Genomic DNA, 22,410 nt, shown 5'->3' on the forward strand with positions numbered 1-22,410 from the left:
AAGCCGTCCAAGGGTGCTGAACCCTGGGCGGCTTTTGCTATCCTACGGTTTTACAAAAACACAGAAGCCATTCATGAATTACCCACATCCGATCATCGCGCGAGAAGGCTGGCCGTTCATCGCCATCGCGGCCGTCGTTGCACTCCTGATTCACTTCTTCGCGGGATTCGGCGTTTCATGGCTGTTCTGGCTGCTGTTGATTTTCGTCGTGCAGTTCTTCCGCGACCCGGCACGCCCGATCCCCACGCAGGCGAATGCCGTGCTGTGCCCGGCCGACGGCCGTATCGTCGCAGTCGAAACCGCGCACGATCCGTATGCCAATCGTGAAGCGCTGAAGATCAGCGTGTTCATGAACGTCTTCAACGTCCACTCGCAACGCTCGCCGGTGGACGGCGCGATCTCCAAGGTCGAATATTTTCCGGGTGCGTATCTGAATGCCGCGGTGGACAAGGCTTCCACCGAAAACGAACGCAATGCGATCGTGATCGAAACGGCCGGCGGCCAGACCGTGACGTCGGTGCAGATCGCCGGTTTGATCGCGCGGCGCATTCTTTGCTACGTACGGGCAGGTGAGCCGCTCACCCGTGGTCAGCGTTACGGATTTATCCGCTTCGGTTCGCGCGTCGACGTGTATCTGCCGGTGGGCAGCCGTCCGCGTGTGTCGATTGGCGAGAAGGTTTCCGCGTCGTCCACGATCCTCGCTGAACTATAAAGCGGCACCAAGGAGGTTTTCCGAATGGCCGCATTCAAACCGCGTCGACCCCGTAACAGCGGACCGCTTCCGCGTCCGTTCCGCCGTAACAAGCCGATGGTGACGGAGTCGGCGGTCGACAGCCGGCGCGCGCAGCGCCAGCAATTCCTGAGAAAGCGCGGCATTTATCTGCTGCCGAACGCATTTACCACGGCGGCGCTGTTCTGCGGCTTCTTTGCCGTGGTGCAGGCCATGAATGTGCGCTTCGAGGTCGCGGCCATCGCGATCTTCGTGGCCATGGTGCTCGACGGCATGGACGGCCGCGTCGCCCGCATGACGCATACGCAAAGCGCGTTCGGCGAGCAGTTCGACAGCCTCTCCGACATGGTGTCGTTCGGCGTGGCGCCGGCGCTCGTCATGTACGAGTGGATTCTGAAGGACCTCGGCCGCTGGGGCTGGCTTGCGGCGTTCGTCTACTGTTCGGGTGCGGCATTGCGTCTCGCGCGCTTCAACACGAACATCGGCGTGGTCGACAAGCGTTTCTTCCAGGGCATGCCGAGCCCGGCCGCGGCGGCGCTGATAGCCGGTTTCGTGTGGCTCGCCACGGACAACCGCGTGCCGCTCAAGCTGGTCTGGCTGCCTTGGGTCGCCTTCGTGCTGACCATCTACGCGGGCGTGACGATGGTATCGAACGCGCCGTTCTATAGCGGCAAGGCGCTCGACGTGCGGCATCGCGTGCCATTCGGCGTGATTCTGCTGGTGGTGGTCGCGTTCGTGCTGGTGTCCTCCGACCCGCCGCTGATGCTGTTCGGCCTGTTCGTGCTTTATGGCTTGTCCGGCTACGTGTTCTGGGGTTATCAGGCGCTGCGGGGTAGGGCCAATCCGGCTCGGTCGGTGGCGCGCGACAGGTAATCGTTCGCTAGCGCAACGGGTTGAAACACACGATCAAACGGCGGCCTTCGGGCTGCCGTTTTTCGTTTGACGAGCCCGTCTGGCGGCGCCGGCAAGCGGGTCCGGCGCCAATTGCGTGGCGGCGGGAATGCCGCTATAGTCGTTGGATGACTGCGTTCACGTTCCTCGTGGAGTCGCACTACGCGCCTTGACGGGCCATTGAACATGCCAGTGCCAGGGCGTCTGCCGCGCTGTTAGCAGAGAGTAGGGCCTTTTTGCCGCGCTGACCGTTTTTGCCCTCCGTCTGCCTCGTCTGTGATCGAGTATTGCCAGCGCTAGCGCAGACAACCGAATTCCACTATCCCATCCCCACCATTGAACGACTCCGCAGGAGACTCGACATGTCCGACAAACTGATCATATTCGACACCACGTTGCGAGATGGCGAACAATCGCCCGGCGCGTCGATGACGAAAGAAGAAAAAATCCGTATCGCGAAGCAGTTGGAACGGATGAAGGTGGACGTGATCGAAGCAGGCTTCGCGGCAAGCTCGAATGGCGATTTCGACGCGATCCAAACAATCGCGGGCCTGATCAAGGACAGCACGATCTGTTCGCTTGCCCGCGCGAACGACAAAGACATTCAGCGCGCGGCCGACGCGCTCAAACCCGCCGATCACTTCCGCATCCACACGTTCATTGCAACCTCGCCGTTGCACATGGAAAAGAAGCTGCGCATGACGCCGGACCAGGTGTTCGAGCAGGCAAAGCTGGCGGTGCGCTTCGCCCGCAAGTTCACCGACGACGTCGAGTTCTCCCCCGAAGACGGCAGCCGCTCGGACATGGACTTTCTGTGCCGCGTGCTGGAAGCGGTGATTGCCGAAGGCGCGACCACCATCAACATCGCGGATACGGTTGGTTACGGCGTGCCGGAGTTGTACGGTCAGCTCGTGAAGACGCTGCGCGAGCGCATTCCGAACTCGCATAAGGCCGTATTCTCGGTGCATTGCCATAACGACCTCGGCATGGCGGTGGCGAATTCGCTGGCCGGCGTGCAGATCGGCGGTGCGCGTCAGGTCGAGTGCACGATCAACGGCCTTGGCGAGCGCGCGGGCAACACGTCGCTCGAAGAAATCGTGATGGCCGTGAAGACCCGCAAAGATTATTTCGGCCTCGATATCGGTCTCGATACCACGCAGATCGTGCCGGCTTCGAAGCTGGTGTCGCAGATCACCGGTTTCGTCGTGCAGCCGAACAAGGCGGTGGTCGGCGCGAATGCGTTCGCGCACGCGTCAGGCATCCACCAGGACGGCGTGCTGAAGGCGCGCGACACCTACGAAATCATGCGCGCCGAAGACGTGGGCTGGAGCGCCAACAAGATCGTGCTCGGCAAGCTGTCGGGTCGTAACGCATTCAAGCAGCGTCTGCAGGAATTGGGCATCGCGCTGGATAGCGAAGCGGAACTGAACACGGCGTTTGCGCGCTTCAAGGAACTGGCCGACCGCAAGTCGGAAATCTTCGACGAAGACATTATCGCGATCGTCACGGAAGAATCCGCCGAGGCGCAGGAGAAGGAGCACTACAAGTTCCTGTCGCTGTCGCAACATTCGGAAACCGGCGAGCAGCCGCACGCGAAGATCGTGTTTTCGGTGGAAGGCAAGGAAGTGACCGGCGAAGCGCGCGGCAACGGCCCGGTCGACGCCACGTTGAACGCGATCGAAACGGAAGTGGGCAGCGGCTCGGAACTGCTGCTGTACTCGGTGAATGCGATCACCACCGGCACGCAGGCGCAAGGCGAAGTGACCGTGCGTTTGTCGAAGAGCGGGCGCATCGTCAACGGCGTGGGCACCGATCCGGATATCGTCGCGGCTTCCGCGAAAGCGTATATCTCGGCGCTCAACAAGCTGTACTCGAACGTGGACAAGTTGAATCCGCAGCGTTCGGAGTGAGTGAGCTGATGGCAGCGCGCTGACGGCGCGACGCCGGTTCGTCGTTTGAATCGCAGAAGCCCCGTGCCTTGAATGGCATGGGGCTTTTGCATTGTGGCGTTACTCCGTCGCAGTGCGCCGCATCGACCAGCCGCGTGACGCGCGCGCCTGAGCCTGCACCTGATGCCGCACTTCGACGGCGATGCCGCGTTCCGGTGCATCGGTCACGAACGTGTCGAGCAGTTCGCGCACGTCGTGGTCGACGAAATCGGCGCGCGTCGCATCGACGATCACCGTGGCGCCGTCGGGAATCTGCTGCAGGTAATGCTTGAGCGGCACTTTGCCGAGAAACGACACGTCCTTGCGAAACGACAGCAGATAGTGATCGCCATGTTGTGCTAGCACGATCGGGCTGCGCAGATTCGCATACAGCGCGAGCAGCACGCTGCACAGAATGCCGAGCACGATGCCGATCAGCAGATCGGTTGCGAGCACACCGACCAGGGTCACGATAAACGGCGCGAACGGTGCGAAGCCCTGTTTCGCCACGGCGACGAACAGCGACGGCTTGGCGAGCTTCACCCCGGTGAAGATCAGAATCGCCGCGAGGCAGGCGAGCGGAATCAGGTTGATCACGCTAGTGAGCGCAAACACGCTGACGAGCAGCAGCACGCCGTGAATGATCGCCGAGAGCCGGCTTTGCGCGCCCGCATGCACGTTGGCCGAACTGCGCACGATCACGGACGTGATCGGCAATCCGCCGATCGCACCCGCAATCAGGTTGCCGACGCCTTGCGCCTTCAGCTCGCGATCCGGCGGCGCGGGGCGCCGCTCGGGATCGATCTGCTCGACCGCTTCGAGGCTCAGCAACGTTTCCAGGCTCGCGACGATCGCCAGCGTGATGGCCACGCGCCAGACATCGGGATTGACGAGTTGTGCGAAGTGCGGCCCAAAGTCGGCCCACTCGAGCGCGAGTCGCAGCGCGGCGAACGACTCCAGCGGCGGCAGTGCGACCCGATGTTCGGCGGGCGGTGCGAGCGACGGCGTCAGCACGCTGAGCAACAATGTCGCGCCGATTCCGAGCAGGACGACCGCGAGCGGTGCCGGTACCCGGCGCACCAGCGCGAAGCGGCGCAGGGCGCGCGTTTCCCAGCCGACCAGAATCGCCAGAGAGAGCAAGGTGATTACGCAGGCCGCGAGAGAAATCGAACCGAACGGCGTGACGATCGCGCCCGCGGCTTGCGCAACGGGTTGCGCGCCGGACGAGGCATTCACGCCGGACAGCCCGAGTGCGAGCGGGAACTGCTTGACGATCAACAGCACGCCGATGGCCGCGAGCATGCCCTTGATCACCGGCGATGGCACGTAGGCGGCAAAGCGGCCGGCTTTAAGCATGCCGAAGCCGAACTGGATCGCCCCGGACAGCAGCACGGCCAGCAGGAAGGCAGAGAAGCTGCCGAGTTGCGCGATCCCGTCGACGACGATCACGACGAGGCCCGCGGCCGGACCGCTCACGCTCAGACGCGAGCCGCTCAGCACGGCCACCACCAGCCCGCCGACAATGCCGGAAACGAGCCCGGCAAAAGGCTCGACGCCCGATGCATTGGCAATGCCGAGACAGAGCGGCAGCGCCACCAGAAAAACGACCGTGCCCGCAAGCAGGTCGCGCTGAAACGTGGAGAAAAAAGCTCGAAGGTTCATGGTGTCGGTGCGGTGAGGTGTAGGGCCTGGTATGCGGCGAAAGCCGAACCGGATCGGATCCGCATGAGGTGTCGCGCTAAGCGGCGGCGCTGTGGGCGGCGGTGGTGCAGGTCATCGCGTCGTCGGCTTCGTAGCCGGACGTGAGGACCTTGATGCGCCCATCTTCGAGCGCGAAGATCCAGCCGTGCACGAGGGGCGCCGGATCGGCGTCCTGCACGATAGGGTGCGCGCGTAAGCCGCGTACCTGTTCGAGCACGTTCAGTTCGGCGAGGCGATCGACGCGCTGCCGCTCGTTTGCGTGGCCATCCAGTTCTTCGTGGTGTGCTCTCGCGAGTGCGCAAAGCGGCGCGATCCGGCGATTCACATGCGGCAGGCTCGGCTCGGGCGGCAGCAGCGCGGCGCGTACGCCACCGCATCCATAGTGGCCGCAGACGATCACATGGCCGACCTTCAACACCTTCACCGCATATTCGAGCACGCTCGCCGAGTTGTCGTCGCCGGCTTGGAAGAGGTTGGCAATATTGCGGTGGACGAACAGGTCTCCCGGCTCGCAATGTGTGATGGTCTCGGCGGGCACGCGGCTGTCCGAGCAACCGATCCACAACACGTGCGGATTCTGGCCGCGCACGAGGTGGCGAAAAAATGCGGGGTTGCGCACGGCGGTTTCATGCGCCCACGCTACGTTGGCGACCAACAGGCGTTTGGGACGGTTCATCGATAACGGCTCCGTAAGTGGTGCGCATTCATTCGGCGCCGAATTCACGGCTACGCTCGTGCGGCCTCATGGGAGACCAGCGCTGAATCAATGCTTACGAAAGCCTTTCTATCAAAAAATAAATCCGCTGTGCGCGAAATAAAATTCGCCGCCATGCGTAATAAATAAAAAAAAGCCGCCTGAAGAGGCGGCTTTGGTAGATGCGCGGCGCATTGCGCGTCATTTGCGCATCGCTCAGAACAGGCTGCGGCGATCCGGATCGTGCAACGGATCAGGCGTTTTCTGCGTGAGCCGGACAATGCCCTGGTCGTCGAAATAAAAGCTGTACATCATGTACCAGACGTTGTCTTCCAGATAGCGATAGGTCCAGACTTCACGCTTCATCAACGGGAAGTAGGCCGTTTCGACCGGGCGGCCGAAATTCACCAGCACGTCGCTCTTGGTCCACTTGCCGATTTCCGCGCGGTAGAACTCGTTGGGTTGCAGCACCTGGCGCACGTTGACGATCTTGCCGGCCGCGTCGATGTCGGCCGCGGTGGTGGTTTCGCCCATCGGCTGGGTCGGCCACATCAGCCGCTTCCCGCCGTTGGGCAGGTCGTAGCTTTCGCGCGGCGGGCCGAGACGCGCGACGATGGTGGATTCATCCGCGCCCTGGGTGTATTGCTGCCAGGGCTGCACGCAGCCGGCAAGCGTCAAGGCGCTCAGGCAGACGAGCGCCGCGCGGCGCAGGCGCCCGGCGGCCGGCGCTCCGATCGAGGCCGCCGTGACGTGGTGGCGGTTGAACATGTATTCCTCCGATGGCGTGTGAGTAGCGGTTTTTATCATCGAGACGCATTATTTTGACATGCGCTGCGGCAAAAGATTTGCGCTTCGTGAAGGGCTGGCCGGGTAGTGGGGTAACGCTTGGCCCGGCTTGCTTATTCCGTCCCGAACCCCCTATGATCCGCGCTTTCACCAATCAGGCGGGGCGATGACGATGGCAAAGTGGCAACGAACGGCCGTGGCGCTGACAGCGCTTTTGATGACAGCGGCGCACGCGGCGGGCGAGCCGGCGACAAACCCCACGGCCGGCGCCGCAGCCAGCCCCGCAGTGAGTCCGGCAGCGAAGCCGACGGCTAACGCCGCAGCAATACCGGCAGCTAACGCCGCAGCGAAGCCCGCGAACAAACCCACCGGCACGCCGATCCAGCTGGCGTTGATCGAAGGCATGTCCGGCCCGTTCGCCAACGCGGGCGCGGCGGTGGAGCGCAATCTGCGCTTCGGCGTCGAGCAGGTGAATGCGCACGGCGGCGTGAAGCTCGCCGACGGCGCACATCCGTTCGAACTGGTCGTGCTGGACAGCAAGGGCGGCACCGAAGAGGCGCTCACGCAACTGCGCGCGGCCGCCGACCGCCATATCGGCTACATCCTGCAAGGCAACAGCTCGGCGGTCGCCGCCGCGCTGATCGGCGCGATCGACAAGCAGAACAGCCGCGAACCGGGCAATCGCGAACTGTTCCTCAACTATTCCGCCGACGACCCCGCCCTGACCAACGCCAACTGCAGTTTCTGGCATTTCCGCTTCGACGCTCACGCGGGCATGCGCATGGATGCGCTGGCCGACGTGATCCAGCGCGACAAGGCGGTGAAGAAGGTCTATCTGCTGAACCAGGATTACAGTTTCGGACACGACGTCAGCAGCCTCGCGCGCTCGACGCTGGCGACGAAGCGGCCGGACATTTCGGTCGTCGGCGACGAATTTCATCCGATCGGCCGCGTGAAGGACTTCGCGCCGTACGTGGCGAAGATCCGCGCGAGCGGGGCGGATGCCGTGATCACGGGCAACTGGGGCAACGACCTGACGCTGCTCGTCAAGGCCGCGCGCGAACAGGGGCTGGACACGAAGTTCTACACGTTCTACGGCAACAGCCTCGGCGCGCCGGCCGCGTTGGGCGACGCCGGCGTCGGCCACGTGATCGCGGTGGCGGACTGGCATCCGAACGCCGGCGGCGCGGCGTCCGATGCCTGGTACGCCGCCTTCCGGACCCGTTTCCCGGCCGCGCAGGACGATTACCCGGTGCTGCGCATGCCGCTGATGATCGAAACCCTCGCTGCGGCGATGAACCGCGCCGGCAGCGCCGATCCGACCACCGTGGCGAAAGCGCTGGAAGGCATCAAGTTCGACAACGGCTTTCACGCCTCGTGGATGCGCGCCGACGACCACCAATTGATCCAGCCCCTTTACGTGATGGAAATGGACAAAGCCGGCACACCGGGCGTGCATTTCGACAACGAGGGCTCCGGCTATGGCTTTCGCACGGTGCTCGCGCTGCCAGGCGAGCGCACTGTCTTGCCGAGCGTTTGCAAGATGAAGCGGCCATGACGCGGGAAAGGCGTGGCATCGCCCGTCACAGCGGTGTTCGCGGCCGGATTGGGCTGTGCTACAATACGCGTCCCGTTGTGAGGCAGGCCTGTATCCAAGGCATGTCAGCAATATTGAAAGCACACGGGTAACCCACGGCACGGCCTTTCTTCCGTGACCGCCTGTCTAGTTCTTAAGGAAATCGACATGTCCGCAGTTGAAACAAGCAAGAAGTCCGAAGTCGTCGCGCAATTCGCACGCGCAGCTAACGACACCGGCTCCCCCGAAGTTCAGGTCGCGCTGCTCACGACCCGCATCAACGAACTGACCGTTCACTTCAAGGCTCACACGAAAGATCACCACAGCCGCCGCGGTCTGCTGCGCATGGTGAGCCGCCGTCGTAAGCTGCTCGACTACCTGAAGGGTAAGGACGCGGATCGTTACCGCGCACTGATCGAGAAGCTGGGTCTGCGTAAGTAATCGGCCAGTCGTTCAGCAAGATGCCTGTGTCAGTTCCACTGATACAGGCATTTTGTTTTTGCACGGTGCGCTTCATGTGATGCGCGCCGGCTGTTCTCCGCAGTGGCGTGCAGGTTCATGCGGCGGAAGCAGCGAAGCGGTAATCAGGCAGTAGAGCAAGCAGTAAAACAGTTTCATGGCCGGGCTTCAGGGCGGAGCTTTGTGTCATTCCAGCGGTTCGCGCGCGTCCTCGGCGTCAAGCGTGGCTCTCTGGAATGGCATAACACTACTCTTCCCATGCGGCGCCGGTCCTGGCGTTGCCGCGCCGCTTCTGGTCCGCGCGGCATTACGAAGAGGAAAAGCAATGACTATGTTCAATAAGATCGTCAAAGAATTTCAGTGGGGACAACATAAGGTTCGCCTCGAAACCGGCGAGATCGCTCGTCAGGCGAGCGGTGCCGTGATCGTCGACGTCGAAGATACCGTGGTGCTGGCCACCGTGGTCGGCGCCAAGACGGCCAAGCCGGGCCAGGACTTTTTCCCGCTGACCGTCGACTACCTCGAAAAGACCTACGCCGCCGGCAAGATCCCGGGTGGCTTCTTCCGTCGCGAAGGCCGTCCGTCGGAAGGCGAAACGCTGATCTCGCGCCTGATCGACCGTCCGCTGCGTCCGCTGTTCCCGGAAGGCTTCTACAACGAAGTGCAGGTCGTGATCCACGTCCTGTCGCTGAACCCCGAAATCCCCGCTGACATTCCCGCGCTGATCGGCGCGTCGGCAGCGCTCGCCGTGTCCGGTCTGCCGTTCAATGGCCCGGTCGGCGCAGCACGCGTGGCCTATATCAACAACGAATACGTGTTGAACCCGACGCGTCCGCAAATGAAGGAATCGGCACTCGACCTGATCGTCGCCGGTACGGAGCGCGCGGTGCTGATGGTGGAATCGGAAGCGCAGCAACTGAGCGAAGAAGTGATGCTCGGCGGCGTGGTGTTCGGTCATGAGCAAATGCAGATCGCGATCGACGCGATCCACGAACTGGTCCGCGAAGGCGGCAAGCCGGAATGGGATTGGCAGCCGGCGGCGAAGAACGAGCCGCTGATCGCACGCGTGACGGAACTGGCGCAAGCCGACCTGCTCGCCGCCTACCAACTGCGCGACAAGCAAGCCCGTTCGACCAAGCTGAAGGAAGTCTACGCAGCCACGTCGAAGAAGCTGGAAGAAGACGCTGCAGCAAGCGGCACGGTGGCGGCCGACAAGGCAACCGTCGGCAACGTGCTGTTCGATATCGAAGCGAAGATCGTCCGTACGCAAATCCTGAACGGCGAACCGCGTATCGACGGCCGCGACACGCGCACTGTGCGTCCGATCGAAATCCGTACCGGCGTGCTGCCGCGTACCCACGGCTCGGCACTGTTCACGCGCGGCGAAACGCAAGCGCTGGTGGTGGCGACGCTCGGCACGAAGGGCGACGAGCAGAACATCGACGCGCTTGAAGGCGAGTACCGCGAACGCTTCATGCTCCACTACAACATGCCTCCGTTCGCGACCGGCGAAACGGGCCGCGTCGGTTCGCCGAAGCGCCGTGAAATCGGTCACGGCCGTCTGGCCAAGCGCGCGCTGGCTGCATGCCTGCCGAGCGCCGACGAATTCGGCTACTCGATTCGCGTCGTGTCGGAAATCACGGAATCGAATGGTTCGTCGTCGATGGCTTCGGTGTGCGGCGGCTGCCTCGCGCTGATGGACGCCGGCGTGCCGATGAAGGCGCACGTCGCCGGCATCGCGATGGGCCTGATCCTGGAAGGCAACAAGTTTGCCGTGCTGACCGACATCCTCGGCGACGAAGATCACCTCGGCGACATGGACTTCAAGGTGGCGGGCACGGAACAAGGCGTGACCGCGCTGCAAATGGACATCAAGATACAGGGCATCACCAAGGAAATCATGCAGGTCGCCCTCGCGCAAGCGAAGGAAGGCCGTCTGCATATCCTCGGCAAGATGACCTCGGCGGTGTCGGGCGCGAACACGGTGCTGTCGGACTACGCACCGCGCATGATCACCATCAAGATCAATCCGGAAAAAATCCGCGACGTGATCGGCAAGGGTGGTTCGGTGATCCGCGCGCTGACCGAAGAAACCGGCACGACGATCGATATTTCGGACGACGGCGTCGTCACCATCGCCAGCACGAGCAGCGAAGGCATGGCCGAAGCGAAGAAGCGTATCGAGAACATCACGCTGGAAGTCGAAGTGGGCCAGGTGTACGAAGGCACCGTGCTCAAGCTGCTCGATTTCGGCGCGATCGTGAACATCCTGCCGGGCAAGGACGGTCTGTTGCATATTTCCGAAATCGCCAACGAGCGTATCAAGGACATCAACGACTACCTGAAGGATGGCCAGCAAGTGAAGGTCAAGGTCATCCAGACGGACGAAAAGGGCCGCGTGCGTTTGTCGGCCAAGGCGTTGCTGAACGAAGGCGCGAATGGCGCAAGCGGCGCGCCGCAAGGCGAGCCGACGCCGCAGCAGTAATGCGGTAGCGGGGCAACGGCCGGCAGCGCGAATGCGCGCCGGCCGTTTTTCATGAAGGGCGCAGGGTGGATTGCGTTGCAGGTAATGAGAAACGGGTACTCTAGTTGTTCATCCCGGCATGCAACGCAATCCAATCTTGGAGTTGACGCAGATGAAAGCGATCGAAATCACCGAATTCGGTGCACCGGATGTTCTGAAACTGGCGGAGCGGCCCACGCCGCAACCGGCCGCGGGCGAGGTGCTGATCAAGGTGGCCGCATCCGGCATCAACCGTCCTGACGTGTTCCAGCGCAAGGGCGGCTATGCGCCGCCGCCGGGCGCGTCGGATCTGCCGGGGCTGGAAGTGGCGGGCGAAATCGTCGGCGGTACGATCGACGAGAAGAACAATCCGTTTGGCCTGAAGGTGGGTGATCGCGTGTGTGCGTTGCTGGCTGGTGGCGGCTACGCGGAATACGCGGTCGCGCCGCTGCTGCAGTGCCTGCCGGTGCCGGCCGGATTGTCGGACGTCGAGGCGGCTTCGCTGCCGGAAACGTTTTTCACGGTGTGGAGCAATGTGTTCGACCGTGCGCAACTCGGTAAGGGCGAAGGCGCGCCGAACGAAACGCTGCTGGTGCAGGGTGGTTCCAGCGGCATCGGCGTGACGGCGATCCAGATTGCGCATGCGCTGGGTTTCCGCGTGTTCGCGACCGCCGGTTCGGACGAAAAGTGCCGTGCGTGTGAAGCGTTGGGCGCCGAGCGGGCGATCAACTACAAGACCGAAGATTTCGTCGAAGTGATCAAGTCGTTGACGAACGACCGCGGCGTCGACGTGGTGCTCGACATGGTGGCGGGCAGTTACGTGTCGCGCGAGTTGACGGCCTTGGCCGACGGCGGACGCATCGTGCTGATCGCGTTGCTGGGTGGCGCGAAAGCGGAGCTGAATCTGAACGAAGTGCTGCGCCGCCGTTTGACGTTGACCGGTTCGACGCTGCGTCCGCGGTCGATCGAATTCAAGGCGAAGATTGCCGCGCAACTCAAAGAACGCGTGTGGCCGCATCTCGAAGACGGGCGCATCAAGCCCGTGGTGCATCGCGTGTTTCCGGCCGCGCAGGCCGCCGACGCACACACGCTGATGGAAAGCAGCACGCACGTCGGCAAGATCGTACTGTCTTGGGGTCAGGACGCTTGACACGGTCGGTTTGACCCGATCCACCCCACGCAGTAAAATTGCGCGTTTTGCGCACGCCGCATGAATCCGAAAGGCGGACTGTAAGCGCAAACGAAGTCCGCCGCCAAGACAAGACGAGACGATGTCGAAACAACGAGCCAAAATGGTAGTCGGTAACTGGAAGATGCACGGGCGCCTCGCTGAGAATGCCACGCTGTTGCAGGCGGTGGCGCAAGGCGCGGGCGAATTGCCGGCCGACGTGCGCGTCGGCGTCTGCGTGCCGAGTCCGTATCTCGCGCAGTCTCAATCGTTGCTGGAAGGCAGCCGGGTCGTGTGGGGCGTGCAGGACGTGTCAGCGTTCACGCATGGCGCCTATACCGGCGAAGTGGCCGCGCCGATGGTGGTGGAGTTCGGCGCCACGCTCGCGATCGTCGGGCACTCGGAGCGCCGTGCCTATCATCGCGAGAGCGCTGAACTGGTCGCCGTGAAAACACAGCGCGCACTTGAGGCGGGTTTGACGCCGATCGTCTGCGTCGGTGAAACGCTTGAAGAGCGCGAAGCCGGTTCGACCGAGCAGGTGGTCGGCATGCAACTGGACGAAGTGCTGGCGAAATTGTCGGTGCAAGAGGCCGCGCGGATCGTCGTTGCTTATGAGCCGGTCTGGGCGATCGGCACCGGCAAGAGCGCGAGTTCGGAGCAGGCGCAGGCGGTTCATGCGTTCCTGCGTGCGCGTCTGGCGGCAAAGGGTGCGGCGGTGGCGGATGTGCCGCTGCTGTACGGTGGCAGTGTAAAGCCGGAAAATGCGGAAGAATTGTTCCGCCAGCCGGATATCGACGGTGGCCTGATCGGCGGCGCGTCGTTGAAAGACCAGGATTTCCTGGCGATCTGCAAGGCGGCAGCCGCAACGAGCGTCGCCGGTTGAGCAGGGCGCCTTGGCGAGGATGACCCCATCCCGTGCAACACGTAGTGTGTCGCGCGGTTAAATAAAGACTCAGGTGAGTGTGATGCTGTATTTGAAAACATTGATTATCGTCGTTCAGCTGTTGTCGGCACTCGGGGTGATTGGCCTCGTCTTGCTGCAACACGGCAAAGGCGCCGATATGGGCGCGGCTTTTGGTAGCGGAGCGTCGGGCAGTCTGTTCGGTGCGACCGGTTCGGCAAACTTTTTGTCACGTACAACGGCGGTTCTCGCCGCGGTGTTTTTTGTCACCACGCTGACGCTCACGTACCTCGGTGCATATCGGGCGAAACCTTCCGCAGGCTTGCTGGGCGCGGCGGTGACTGCGCCGGTCGCGGCTTCGGCTGCTTCGGCACCGGCAGGTGGCTCGGCTGTTTTGCCGGCATCGGCTGCATCCGTTCCTGCGACTGATGTGCCGAAATAAATTTTCGTTCAAAGTGCTTTTGTGCGTTGAACAAACTGTTTAGACCAGTTATAATTCAAGTCTTGAAGCGATTCGCGGGTTTTATAAGTTGTTTTCCCGGATTGCATGCAGTGCCGACGTGGTGAAATTGGTAGACACGCTATCTTGAGGGGGTAGTGGCGAAAGCTGTGCGAGTTCGAGTCTCGCCGTCGGCACCAAAATGTTATCTAAATGCCAGCCGCTTGCTTCGCTTCGGCTGGCATTTTCACTTCTGGCGTGCGGCTTGCGTTGGGCTTGCGACATGTGCGTTTCGGAAGTGATTTCGCGTCAGGAGTGCTATGCTCCTGACGGCACTCAGAACCCAACCGATTGAGGACTGTCTTGAACCTCGCAGCCTATTTCCCCGTCTTGTTGTTCCTCGTTGTGGGCACTGGTTTAGGCGTGGCGCTGGTCAGTATCGGCAAGATCCTCGGTCCCAATAAGCCTGATACCGAGAAAAACGCACCGTACGAGTGCGGCTTCGAAGCATTCGAAGATGCGCGCATGAAGTTCGATGTGCGCTATTACCTCGTCGCCATTCTGTTCATCATTTTCGATCTTGAAACCGCGTTCTTGTTCCCGTGGGGCGTTGCCCTGCGCGACATCGGCTGGCCGGGCTTCATGGCGATGATGATTTTCCTGCTCGAATTCCTGCTGGGCTTCGCCTACATCTGGAAAAAAGGCGGCCTCGACTGGGAATGATGGATTAATCGCCGGTTTGCGCGGGTGGCCAAGGCTTGCCACCTCGTCTGGAGTGGAAAGCAAATGAGTATCGAAGGGGTCTTGAAGGAAGGGTTTGTCACCACCACAGCTGACAAACTGATCAACTGGACGCGCACCGGCTCGCTGTGGCCGATGACGTTTGGTCTTGCGTGCTGTGCGGTCGAGATGATGCATGCGGGTGCCGCCCGTTATGACCTCGACCGTTTTGGCGTGGTGTTTCGTCCGAGTCCGCGTCAGTCGGACGTGATGATCGTCGCCGGCACGCTGTGCAACAAGATGGCGCCGGCTCTGCGCAAGGTCTACGACCAGATGGCCGAGCCGCGCTGGGTGATTTCGATGGGTTCGTGCGCGAACGGTGGTGGCTATTACCACTACTCGTATTCGGTGGTGCGCGGCTGCGATCGGATCGTGCCGGTCGACGTCTATGTGCCCGGTTGCCCGCCCACGGCGGAAGCGCTGGTGTACGGCGTGATCCAGTTGCAGGCCAAGATTCGCCGCACCAACACAATCGCCCGTCAATAAGGCCAACGCCTCCCCCACAATATGGCAAGCAAACTCGAGACCCTGAAAGCGAACCTCGAGGCGGCCTTTGGCGGCCTCCTGCAGAGCACTACCGAGGCAATCGGTGAGTTGACGATCGTCGTGAAGGCTGGCGACTACCTCAATGTGGCAACCCGTCTGCGCGACGACCGCTCGCTCGGTTTCGAGCAATGCGTGGATCTGTGCGGCGTCGACTATCAGACCTACGCCGAAGGCGCTTATGACGGCCCGCGTTTCGCGGCCGTTCTGCATTTGTTGTCGGTGCAGAACAACTGGCGTTTGCGTCTGCGCGTGTTCGCGCCGGACGACGAAGTGCCGATCCTGCCGTCTGTCGTCGAAATCTGGAATTCGGTCAACTGGTACGAGCGCGAGGCATTCGACCTGTACGGCATCGTCTTCGAAGGCCACCCGGACCTGCGCCGTATCCTCACCGATTACGGTTTCATCGGTCACCCGTTCCGTAAAGATTTTCCTGTCTCCGGTTACGTCGAAATGCGTTACGACCCGGAAGAAAAGCGCGTCGTCTATCAGCCTGTGACGATCGAGCCGCGGGAAATCACGCCGCGCGTGATCCGCGAAGATCGCTATGGCGGTCTGAAACACTAAGAGAACGCCATGGCAGAGATCAAGAACTACACGCTCAACTTCGGCCCTCAGCACCCGGCAGCGCACGGTGTGCTGCGCCTCGTGCTCGAACTCGACGGCGAAGTCATCCAGCGCGCCGATCCGCACATCGGCCTGCTGCATCGCGCGACTGAAAAGCTCGCCGAAACCAAAACATTCATTCAGTCGGTGCCGTACATGGACCGTCTCGACTACGTGTCGATGATGGTCAACGAGCACGGCTACGTGATGGCGATCGAAAAGCTGCTCGGCATCGAGGTGCCGATCCGCGCGCAATACATTCGCGTCATGTTCGACGAAGTCACGCGCGTGCTGAACCACCTGATGTGGATCGGCGCGCACGCACTCGACGTCGGCGCCATGGCGGTGTTCCTGTATGCGTTCCGCGAACGTGAAGACCTGATGGACGTGTATGAAGCGGTGTCCGGCGCACGGATGCACGCAGCTTACTATCGTCCGGGCGGCGTCTATCGCGATCTGCCTGACGCAATGCCGCAATACAAGGCATCGAAAATTCGCAATGCGAAGGCATTGTCGAAGATGAACGAGAACCGCCAGGGTTCGCTGCTCGACTTCATCGACGATTTCTTCACGCGTTTCCCGAAGTGCGTCGACGAATACGAAACGCTGCTCACCGACAACCGGATCTGGAAGCAACGTCTGGTCGGTATCGGCGTGGTGAGTCCGGAACGCGCGTTGAACCTCGGTATGACCGGCGCCATGTTGCGCGGCTCGGGTATCGAGTGGGATCTGCGCAAGAAGCAGCCGTACGAAGTCTACGACAAGCTCGATTTCGACATTCCGGTCGGTGTGAATGGCGATTGCTACGACCGCTATCTGGTTCGCGTCGAAGAAATGCGCCAATCCACGCGCATCGTGAAACAGTGCATTGAGTGGCTGCGTAAGAATCCCGGCCCCGTGATGATCGACAATCACAAGGTTGCGCCGCCGTCGCGCGTCGGCATGAAGTCGAACATGGAAGAGCTGATTCACCACTTCAAGCTCTTCACGGAAGGCTTCCACGTACCGGAAGGCGAGGCGTACGCCGCTGTCGAGCATCCGAAGGGCGAGTTCGGCATCTACCTGATCTCGGACGGCGCCAACAAGCCGTATCGCCTGAAGATCCGCGCGCCGGGCTATGCCCACCTGTCCACGCTCGATGAAATGGCGCGCGGTCACATGATCGCCGACGCCGTGACGATCATCGGCACGCAGGACATCGTGTTCGGCGAAGTGGATCGCTAGGACGTATTCATCGGCGCGCGTTTTCAGATTGCACTGAAGCGCGCGTCAAGCAAGGAACGCCGGGTCTGTCGCAGCATGATGTGAGCGACGGGTTTTCGTTCGGTAGGAATTGAAAGAGTCGTGTCTGAAAATGATCTCAGCTGAAGGCCTGAAAGAAATCGATCGTGCGATCGCGAAGTATCCCGCCGATCAGAAACAGTCCGCCGTGATGTCGGCGTTGGCCACTGCTCAGGAAGAGCATGGCTGGCTGTCGCCCGAACTCATGCAGTTCGTCGCGGACTATCTCGGCATGCCGGCAGTCGCCGTGCAGGAGGTGGCTACCTTCTACACGATGTACGAGACCTCGCCTGTCGGCAAGTACAAGATCACGCTCTGCACGAACCTGCCGTGTCAGCTTGGCCCGGACGGCGGCTCGGACAGCGCGGCTGAATATCTGAAGCAGAAGCTCGGCATCGACTTCGGCGAAACCACGCCCGACGGCAAATTCACCCTGAAAGAAGGTGAGTGCATGGGCTCGTGCGGCGACGCGCCGGTGATGCTGGTGAACAACCATCGCATGTGCAGCTTCATGAGCCGCGCGAAGATCGACCAGCTGCTCGAGGAACTTTCGAAATGACGTGTTTACACGATCGTCACATCAAACCGCTGATTCTCGCCGGCCTGAACGGCGATAACTGGCATCTCGAAGACTATGTGGCGCGCGGCGGTTACGCCCAGCTGCGCCGTATTCTGGAAGAGAAGATTCCGCCCGAGCAGGTGATTGCCGACGTCAAGGCGTCGGGTCTGCGTGGCCGAGGCGGTGCAGGCTTCCCGACCGGCCTGAAGTGGAGCTTCATGCCGCGTCAGTTCCCCGGCCAGAAGTACCTCGTCTGCAATTCGGACGAAGGCGAACCGGGTACGTTCAAAGACCGCGACATCCTGCGCTTCAATCCGCATGCGCTGATCGAAGGCATGGCCATCGGCGCGTACGCGATGGGCATTACGGTCGGCTACAACTATATCCACGGCGAAATCTGGGAAGTCTACAAACGCTTTGAACAAGCGTTGGACGAAGCTCGCCGCGCCGGGTTCCTCGGCGAAAACATCATGGGTTCGGGTTTCTCGTTCGAACTGCATGCGCACCACGGTTACGGCGCCTATATCTGCGGCGAAGAAACCGCGCTGCTCGAATCGCTGGAAGGCAAGAAAGGCCAGCCGCGCTTCAAGCCGCCGTTCCCGGCGAGCTTCGGCGTGTATGGCAAGCCGACCACGATCAACAACACCGAGACGTTTGCCGCAGTGCCGTTCCTGCTCGCAATCGGTCCGCAGAATTACCTCGAGATCGGCAAGCCGAATAACGGCGGCACGAAGATCTTTTCGATCGCGGGCGACGTCGAGCGTCCGGGCAATTATGAAATTCCGCTCGGCACGCCGTTCTCCACGCTGATGGAACTGGCCGGCGGTATGCGCGGCGGTAAGAAGATCAAAGCCGTGATTCCTGGCGGCTCGTCGGCACCGGTCATTCCGGGCGACATCATGATGCAGACCGACATGGACTACGACTCGATCGCCAAGCAGGGGTCGATGCTGGGTTCGGGCGCGGTCATTGTCATGGACGAGACGCGTTGCATGGTGCGCTCGCTGTTGCGCCTGTCTTATTTCTACTACGAAGAGTCGTGCGGTCAATGCACGCCTTGCCGCGAAGGCACGGGCTGGCTGTATCGCGTCGTGCATCGTATCGAGCATGGGCTTGGCCGTCCGGAAGATCTGGATCTGCTGAACTCGGTCGCTGAAAACATCATGGGCCGCACGATTTGCGCGCTCGGCGATGCGGCGGCCATGCCGGTTCGCGGCATGCTCAAGCACTACTGGAACGAGTTCGAATATCACGTCGCCCACAAGCATTGCCTCGTCGGCGGTCACGCCGGCGCAGCAGCGGCGTCGGAAACAGTGGCGGCTTGAGCGCAGACAAGCACACGTACGTGCGCTGAACAGGTACGCACCAGAACACGTCAACCGCGGGATTCATCGCCTGAAACGGGCGATGAACAGGCGAACGATTGAGCGGTAACAGGTTAAGGAAGATTGACCATCATGGTTGAACTTGAAATAGACGGCAAGAAAGTAGAGGTGCCTGAAGGCAGCATGGTGATCCAGGCTGCGCATAAGGTCGACACGTACATTCCTCACTTCTGCTATCACAAGAAGCTGTCGATTGCGGCCAACTGCCGGATGTGTCTGGTCGATGTCGAAAAGATGCCGAAGGCGGTGCCTGCATGCGCCACGCCGGTATCGGCCGGCATGATCGTGCGTACCAAGTCGGACAAGGCGGTGAAGGGTCAGCAAGCCGTGATGGAATTCCTGCTGATCAACCACCCGCTGGATTGCCCGATTTGCGACCAGGGTGGCGAGTGTCAGTTGCAGGATCTGGCCGTGGGTTACGGCAAGTCGGCATCGCGCTATAGCGAAGAAAAGCGCGTGGTGTTCCACAAGAACGTCGGCCCGCTGATCTCCATGGAAGAAATGTCGCGTTGCATTCACTGCACGCGTTGCGTGCGTTTCGGCCAGGAAGTGGCCGGCGTGATGGAACTCGGCATGCTGGGCCGCGGCGAGCATTCGGAAATCACGTCGTTTGTCGGCAAGACGGTGGATTCGGAGTTGTCGGGCAACATGATCGATCTGTGCCCGGTCGGCGCGCTCACCAGCAAGCCGTTCCGTTACAGCGCCCGCACATGGGAACTGTCGCGCCGCAAGTCGGTGAGCCCGCACGATTCCGTCGGCGCGAACCTCGTGGTGCAGGTGAAGAACAATCGCGTGATGCGCGTGCTGCCGTTCGAAAACGAATCCATCAACGAATGCTGGATTTCGGACAAGGACCGCTTCTCGTATGAAGGCCTGAACAGCCCCGAGCGTCTGACGCAGCCAATGCTCAAGCAAGGCGGCAAGTGGGTCGAGACCGACTGGCAAACCGCGCTCGAATACGTGGTGAAGGGTTTGAAGGGCATCAAGGGCGACCACGGCGCGAACGCGCTGGCCGCGCTCGGCAGTGCCCACAGCACGGTCGAAGAACTGTTCCTGTTGAAGCAACTGGCGCAAGCGGTCGGCACGCCTAACGTCGACTTCCGTCTGCGTCAGTCGGATTTCTCCGCGCCGGTCAATGGCGCGCCGTGGCTCGGCACCGCCATCGCCGATCTGTCGAACGTCGACGCCGCGCTGGTGATCGGCTCGGATCTGCGCCGCGACCATCCGCTGTTCGCCGCGCGTCTGCGTCAAGCTGCCAAGGGCGGCGCGAAGCTCACGCTGGTGCAGTCCACGAATGACGACGCGCTGATTCCGCAAGCGGAGCGCGTGGTTGCCGCGCCGTCCGCATGGCTCGACGCGCTGGCTGGCATTGCCGGCGCAGTGTCGGAAGCCAATGGCGTCGCGCTGCCGGAAGCTTTCGCCGGCACGCAGCCTACGGATGCGAACAAGCAGGTCGCCAAGTCGCTCGCTTCGGGCGAACGCCGCCTCGTGTTGCTGGGCAACGGTGCGGTCCGTCATCCGGATTTCGCGCTCATCCACGCCGCAGCGCAATGGATCGCGGACGCGACCGGCGCGACGCTGGGCTTCCTCACGGAAGCGGCCAACACGGTTGGTGCGCATCTGGTGAACGCATTGCCGGGTGAGGGCGGTCTGAACGCTCGCGAAGTGTTCGAGCAGCCGCGCAAGGGTTATGTGTTGCTGAACGTCGAGCCGGAATTCGACACGGCCAATCCGGCGCAGGCTTTGGCCGCGCTGAAGCAGGCTGAAATGGTGGTCGTGCTGTCGCCGTTCCAGACCGGCGCTGAATACGCCGACGTGCTGCTGCCGATCGCGCCGTTCACGGAAACCGCCGGTACGTTCGTCAATGCCGAAGGTACGGTGCAGACGTTCAACGGCGTGGTGCGCCCGCTCGGCGACACGCGTCCGGCATGGAAGGTGTTGCGTGTGCTGGGCAGCCTGCTGGGCGTGCCGGGCTTCGAATTCGATACGTCGGAGGAAGTGCGTACGGCCGCTCTCGGCGACGGCGAACTGAACTCGCGTCTGTCGAACAAGACGGGCGTCGCAGTTGCGCGCGGCAAGGCGGCTAAGGCGGCGGAAGGCAAGTTCGAGCGCATTGCGAACGTGCCGATCTATCACGCCGACGCGCTGGTGCGTCGCGCGGAGTCGCTGCATCTGACCGCAGCGGCACGCGCAGCGAACACGGTCGGTCTGCCGGCTGCGCTGTTCGACAAACTGGGTTTGAAGGAAGGCGACGCAGTGCGCGTGCGCCAGGGCGAGCAATCGGTGCAGTTGCCGGCCGTGCGCGACGCGAATCTTGCGGAGACGGTCGTCCGCGTATCGGCGGCTACGCCGGCCGGTGCAGCGCTGGGCAGCCTGTTCGGTGAACTGGTGGTGGAGAAGGCGTAAATGAGCTTGTTCGATACGATCAACTCGGGCGGCACCCAGCTTCTCGGTGTGGCATGGCCCACGGTGTGGGCACTGGTGCGCATCCTGGTGGTGGCCGTCGTGATCCTGCTGTGCGTGGCTTACCTGATTCTGTGGGAACGGAAGCTGATCGGCTGGATGCACGTGCGTCTCGGCCCGAACCGCGTCGGCCCCGCAGGTCTTCTGCAGCCGATCGCCGACGTGCTGAAGCTGCTGCTGAAAGAAGTGATTCAGCCCGCGCAAGCAAGCCGCTGGATCTACATGATCGCGCCGATCATGGTGGTGGTGCCGGCCTTCGCGGTCTGGGCGGTGATTCCGTTCCAGGCGGGCGCGGTGCTCGGCGACATCAACGCCGGTCTGTTGTACGCGATGGCGGTTTCGTCGATCGGCGTGTACGGCGTGATCCTGGCGGGTTGGGCGTCGAACTCGAAGTACGCGTTTCTCGGCGCCATGCGCGCCGCGGCGCAGATGGTGTCGTACGAAATCTCGATGGGCTTCGCGCTCGTCGTCGTGCTGATGACCGCTGGCACGCTGAATCTGTCGGGCATCGTCGCTTCGCAGGAACATGGCATCTTCGCGTCATACGGCTTGAACTTCCTGTCGTGGAACTGGCTTCCGCTGCTGCCGATGTTCGTCGTGTACTTCATCTCGGGCATCGCCGAAACGAACCGTCACCCGTTCGACGTGGTGGAAGGGGAGTCGGAAATCGTCGCGGGCCACATGATCGATTACTCGGGTATGGCGTTCGCGCTGTTCTTCCTCGCCGAGTACATCAACATGATCGTGATCTCGGCATTGGCCGCAACACTGTTCCTCGGCGGCTGGAGCGCACCGTTCGGGTTCCTGTCGTTTATCCCGGGCATCTTCTGGCTTGTGCTGAAGGTTTTCTTGCTGTTGTCGGTGTTCATCTGGGCGCGTGCCACATTCCCTCGCTACCGCTATGACCAGATCATGCGTCTGGGCTGGAAGATTTTCATTCCGGTTTGCGTGGTGTGGCTCATCGTGGTCGGCTTCTGGATCATGTCGCCGTTGAACATCTGGAAATAAAGGGCGGAT

At 61.8% G+C, this 22,410-nt stretch carries 21 protein-coding genes and 1 tRNA gene; 18 read left to right on the top strand and 4 right to left on the bottom strand.

The window, feature by feature from the left end:
- The first annotated feature begins 73 nt into the window (after window positions 1-73).
- The 3 genes from P0D70_RS05850 to P0D70_RS05860 all read left to right on the top strand — a co-directional run bounded on the left by P0D70_RS05850 (window position 74) and on the right by P0D70_RS05860 (window position 3,531).
- Window positions 74-712 (top strand): phosphatidylserine decarboxylase, encoded by a 639-nt coding sequence (locus tag P0D70_RS05850; RefSeq protein WP_011487483.1) that lies wholly within the window; start codon window positions 74-76, stop codon window positions 710-712.
- Between the two features lie 24 nt (window positions 713-736).
- Window positions 737-1,603 carry a CDP-diacylglycerol--serine O-phosphatidyltransferase gene (gene pssA / locus P0D70_RS05855; RefSeq protein WP_091795892.1) on the top strand — a complete coding sequence of 289 codons (867 nt, stop codon included), beginning with the start codon at window positions 737-739 and terminating at the stop codon, window positions 1,601-1,603.
- Window positions 1,604-1,983: 380 nt separating this feature from the next.
- On the top strand, window positions 1,984-3,531 hold the full coding sequence (locus P0D70_RS05860; RefSeq protein WP_091795889.1) for a 2-isopropylmalate synthase: 1,548 nt from the start codon (window positions 1,984-1,986) through the stop codon (window positions 3,529-3,531).
- 99 nt (window positions 3,532-3,630) lie between these two features.
- Here the strand turns inward: P0D70_RS05860 and P0D70_RS05865 are convergent, their stop codons facing one another.
- The 4 genes from P0D70_RS05865 to P0D70_RS05880 all read right to left on the bottom strand — a co-directional run bounded on the left by P0D70_RS05865 (window position 3,631) and on the right by P0D70_RS05880 (window position 7,135).
- Entirely contained in the window at window positions 3,631-5,211 is a 1,581-nt protein-coding gene (locus P0D70_RS05865) for a SulP family inorganic anion transporter (RefSeq protein WP_408183464.1), read from the bottom strand.
- A gap of 76 nt (window positions 5,212-5,287) precedes the next feature.
- Window positions 5,288-5,926, bottom strand: a complete 639-nt coding sequence (locus P0D70_RS05870; protein ID WP_408183467.1) for a carbonic anhydrase — start codon at window positions 5,924-5,926, stop codon at window positions 5,288-5,290.
- A gap of 234 nt (window positions 5,927-6,160) precedes the next feature.
- A complete protein-coding gene (locus tag P0D70_RS05875; RefSeq protein WP_091795880.1) occupies window positions 6,161-6,712 on the bottom strand; it encodes a hypothetical protein in 552 nt (183 codons plus the stop codon).
- 165 nt (window positions 6,713-6,877) lie between these two features.
- Window positions 6,878-7,135 (bottom strand): hypothetical protein, encoded by a 258-nt coding sequence (locus P0D70_RS05880; RefSeq protein WP_408183570.1) that lies wholly within the window; start codon window positions 7,133-7,135, stop codon window positions 6,878-6,880.
- Between P0D70_RS05880 and P0D70_RS05885 the strand changes: the two genes are divergently transcribed.
- The 15 genes from P0D70_RS05885 to nuoH all read left to right on the top strand — a co-directional run bounded on the left by P0D70_RS05885 (window position 7,017) and on the right by nuoH (window position 22,401).
- The gene (locus P0D70_RS05885) at window positions 7,017-8,288 is read left to right on the top strand and encodes a branched-chain amino acid ABC transporter substrate-binding protein (protein WP_408183567.1); all 1,272 of its coding nucleotides are present in this window, start codon (window positions 7,017-7,019) and stop codon (window positions 8,286-8,288) included. The genes P0D70_RS05880 and P0D70_RS05885 overlap by 119 nt on opposite strands.
- 186 nt (window positions 8,289-8,474) lie before the next feature.
- Complete coding sequence (rpsO, locus tag P0D70_RS05890) at window positions 8,475-8,747, top strand: 30S ribosomal protein S15 (RefSeq protein WP_011487489.1); 273 nt, start codon at window positions 8,475-8,477, stop codon at window positions 8,745-8,747.
- A 343-nt stretch (window positions 8,748-9,090) separates the two neighbouring features.
- Window positions 9,091-11,250: a polyribonucleotide nucleotidyltransferase gene (pnp, locus tag P0D70_RS05895; RefSeq protein ID WP_177204995.1), complete on the top strand. Its 2,160-nt coding sequence runs from the start codon at window positions 9,091-9,093 to the stop codon at window positions 11,248-11,250.
- A 151-nt stretch (window positions 11,251-11,401) separates the two neighbouring features.
- Window positions 11,402-12,418 (top strand): NAD(P)H-quinone oxidoreductase, encoded by a 1,017-nt coding sequence (locus tag P0D70_RS05900; protein ID WP_091800672.1) that lies wholly within the window; start codon window positions 11,402-11,404, stop codon window positions 12,416-12,418.
- A 121-nt stretch (window positions 12,419-12,539) separates the two neighbouring features.
- Complete coding sequence (tpiA, locus tag P0D70_RS05905) at window positions 12,540-13,319, top strand: triose-phosphate isomerase (protein WP_408183474.1); 780 nt, start codon at window positions 12,540-12,542, stop codon at window positions 13,317-13,319.
- A gap of 82 nt (window positions 13,320-13,401) precedes the next feature.
- Complete coding sequence (gene secG, locus P0D70_RS05910; protein ID WP_091795823.1) at window positions 13,402-13,779, top strand: preprotein translocase subunit SecG; 378 nt, start codon at window positions 13,402-13,404, stop codon at window positions 13,777-13,779.
- A 112-nt stretch (window positions 13,780-13,891) separates the two neighbouring features.
- Window positions 13,892-13,976, top strand: a tRNA-Leu gene (locus P0D70_RS05915).
- A gap of 163 nt (window positions 13,977-14,139) precedes the next feature.
- Complete coding sequence (locus tag P0D70_RS05920) at window positions 14,140-14,499, top strand: NADH-quinone oxidoreductase subunit A (protein WP_013339872.1); 360 nt, start codon at window positions 14,140-14,142, stop codon at window positions 14,497-14,499.
- A 63-nt stretch (window positions 14,500-14,562) separates the two neighbouring features.
- On the top strand, window positions 14,563-15,042 hold the full coding sequence (locus tag P0D70_RS05925) for a NuoB/complex I 20 kDa subunit family protein (protein ID WP_006052903.1): 480 nt from the start codon (window positions 14,563-14,565) through the stop codon (window positions 15,040-15,042).
- 21 nt (window positions 15,043-15,063) lie between these two features.
- A complete protein-coding gene (locus P0D70_RS05930) occupies window positions 15,064-15,666 on the top strand; it encodes an NADH-quinone oxidoreductase subunit C (RefSeq protein ID WP_091795820.1) in 603 nt (200 codons plus the stop codon).
- Between the two features lie 9 nt (window positions 15,667-15,675).
- Entirely contained in the window at window positions 15,676-16,929 is a 1,254-nt protein-coding gene (locus P0D70_RS05935) for an NADH-quinone oxidoreductase subunit D (protein ID WP_091795817.1), read from the top strand.
- Between the two features lie 130 nt (window positions 16,930-17,059).
- Window positions 17,060-17,545, top strand: coding sequence for an NADH-quinone oxidoreductase subunit NuoE (nuoE, locus tag P0D70_RS05940; RefSeq protein ID WP_007175612.1), 486 nt, complete (start codon window positions 17,060-17,062; stop codon window positions 17,543-17,545).
- Complete coding sequence (gene nuoF, locus P0D70_RS05945; protein ID WP_091795814.1) at window positions 17,542-18,870, top strand: NADH-quinone oxidoreductase subunit NuoF; 1,329 nt, start codon at window positions 17,542-17,544, stop codon at window positions 18,868-18,870. The genes nuoE and nuoF overlap by 4 nt, the downstream gene beginning before the upstream one ends.
- 132 nt (window positions 18,871-19,002) lie before the next feature.
- A complete protein-coding gene (nuoG, locus tag P0D70_RS05950; protein ID WP_408183480.1) occupies window positions 19,003-21,336 on the top strand; it encodes an NADH-quinone oxidoreductase subunit NuoG in 2,334 nt (777 codons plus the stop codon).
- Window positions 21,337-22,401, top strand: a complete 1,065-nt coding sequence (nuoH, locus tag P0D70_RS05955) for an NADH-quinone oxidoreductase subunit NuoH (protein WP_091795808.1) — start codon at window positions 21,337-21,339, stop codon at window positions 22,399-22,401. It abuts the gene before it with no gap.
- The last annotated feature ends 9 nt before the right edge of the window (window positions 22,402-22,410 follow it).

Source organism: Paraburkholderia sp. RL17-381-BIF-C, from assembly GCF_046026435.1.
Taxonomy (GTDB): domain Bacteria; phylum Pseudomonadota; class Gammaproteobacteria; order Burkholderiales; family Burkholderiaceae; genus Paraburkholderia.

What these genes read in the sequence shown, in the direction of transcription:
- P0D70_RS05930 (WP_091795820.1), top strand. Translation starts at nt 15,064, where the DNA reads ATGGCAAGCAAACTCGAGACCCTGAAAGCGAACCTCGAGGCGGCCTTT.
- pnp (WP_177204995.1), top strand. Translation starts at nt 9,091, where the DNA reads ATGACTATGTTCAATAAGATCGTCAAAGAATTTCAGTGGGGACAACAT.
- pssA (WP_091795892.1), top strand. Translation starts at nt 737, where the DNA reads ATGGCCGCATTCAAACCGCGTCGACCCCGTAACAGCGGACCGCTTCCG.
- nuoG (WP_408183480.1), top strand. Translation starts at nt 19,003, where the DNA reads ATGGTTGAACTTGAAATAGACGGCAAGAAAGTAGAGGTGCCTGAAGGC.
- P0D70_RS05850 (WP_011487483.1), top strand. Translation starts at nt 74, where the DNA reads ATGAATTACCCACATCCGATCATCGCGCGAGAAGGCTGGCCGTTCATC.
- tpiA (WP_408183474.1), top strand. Translation starts at nt 12,540, where the DNA reads ATGTCGAAACAACGAGCCAAAATGGTAGTCGGTAACTGGAAGATGCAC.
- nuoE (WP_007175612.1), top strand. Translation starts at nt 17,060, where the DNA reads ATGATCTCAGCTGAAGGCCTGAAAGAAATCGATCGTGCGATCGCGAAG.
- P0D70_RS05880 (WP_408183570.1), bottom strand. Translation starts at nt 7,135, where the DNA reads ATGCCTTCGATCAACGCCAGCTGGATCGGCGTGCCGGTGGGTTTGTTC.
- P0D70_RS05865 (WP_408183464.1), bottom strand. Translation starts at nt 5,211, where the DNA reads ATGAACCTTCGAGCTTTTTTCTCCACGTTTCAGCGCGACCTGCTTGCG.
- P0D70_RS05870 (WP_408183467.1), bottom strand. Translation starts at nt 5,926, where the DNA reads ATGAACCGTCCCAAACGCCTGTTGGTCGCCAACGTAGCGTGGGCGCAT.
- rpsO (WP_011487489.1), top strand. Translation starts at nt 8,475, where the DNA reads ATGTCCGCAGTTGAAACAAGCAAGAAGTCCGAAGTCGTCGCGCAATTC.
- P0D70_RS05900 (WP_091800672.1), top strand. Translation starts at nt 11,402, where the DNA reads ATGAAAGCGATCGAAATCACCGAATTCGGTGCACCGGATGTTCTGAAA.
- P0D70_RS05860 (WP_091795889.1), top strand. Translation starts at nt 1,984, where the DNA reads ATGTCCGACAAACTGATCATATTCGACACCACGTTGCGAGATGGCGAA.
- nuoH (WP_091795808.1), top strand. Translation starts at nt 21,337, where the DNA reads ATGAGCTTGTTCGATACGATCAACTCGGGCGGCACCCAGCTTCTCGGT.
- P0D70_RS05875 (WP_091795880.1), bottom strand. Translation starts at nt 6,712, where the DNA reads ATGTTCAACCGCCACCACGTCACGGCGGCCTCGATCGGAGCGCCGGCC.
- nuoF (WP_091795814.1), top strand. Translation starts at nt 17,542, where the DNA reads ATGACGTGTTTACACGATCGTCACATCAAACCGCTGATTCTCGCCGGC.
- P0D70_RS05925 (WP_006052903.1), top strand. Translation starts at nt 14,563, where the DNA reads ATGAGTATCGAAGGGGTCTTGAAGGAAGGGTTTGTCACCACCACAGCT.
- secG (WP_091795823.1), top strand. Translation starts at nt 13,402, where the DNA reads ATGCTGTATTTGAAAACATTGATTATCGTCGTTCAGCTGTTGTCGGCA.
- P0D70_RS05935 (WP_091795817.1), top strand. Translation starts at nt 15,676, where the DNA reads ATGGCAGAGATCAAGAACTACACGCTCAACTTCGGCCCTCAGCACCCG.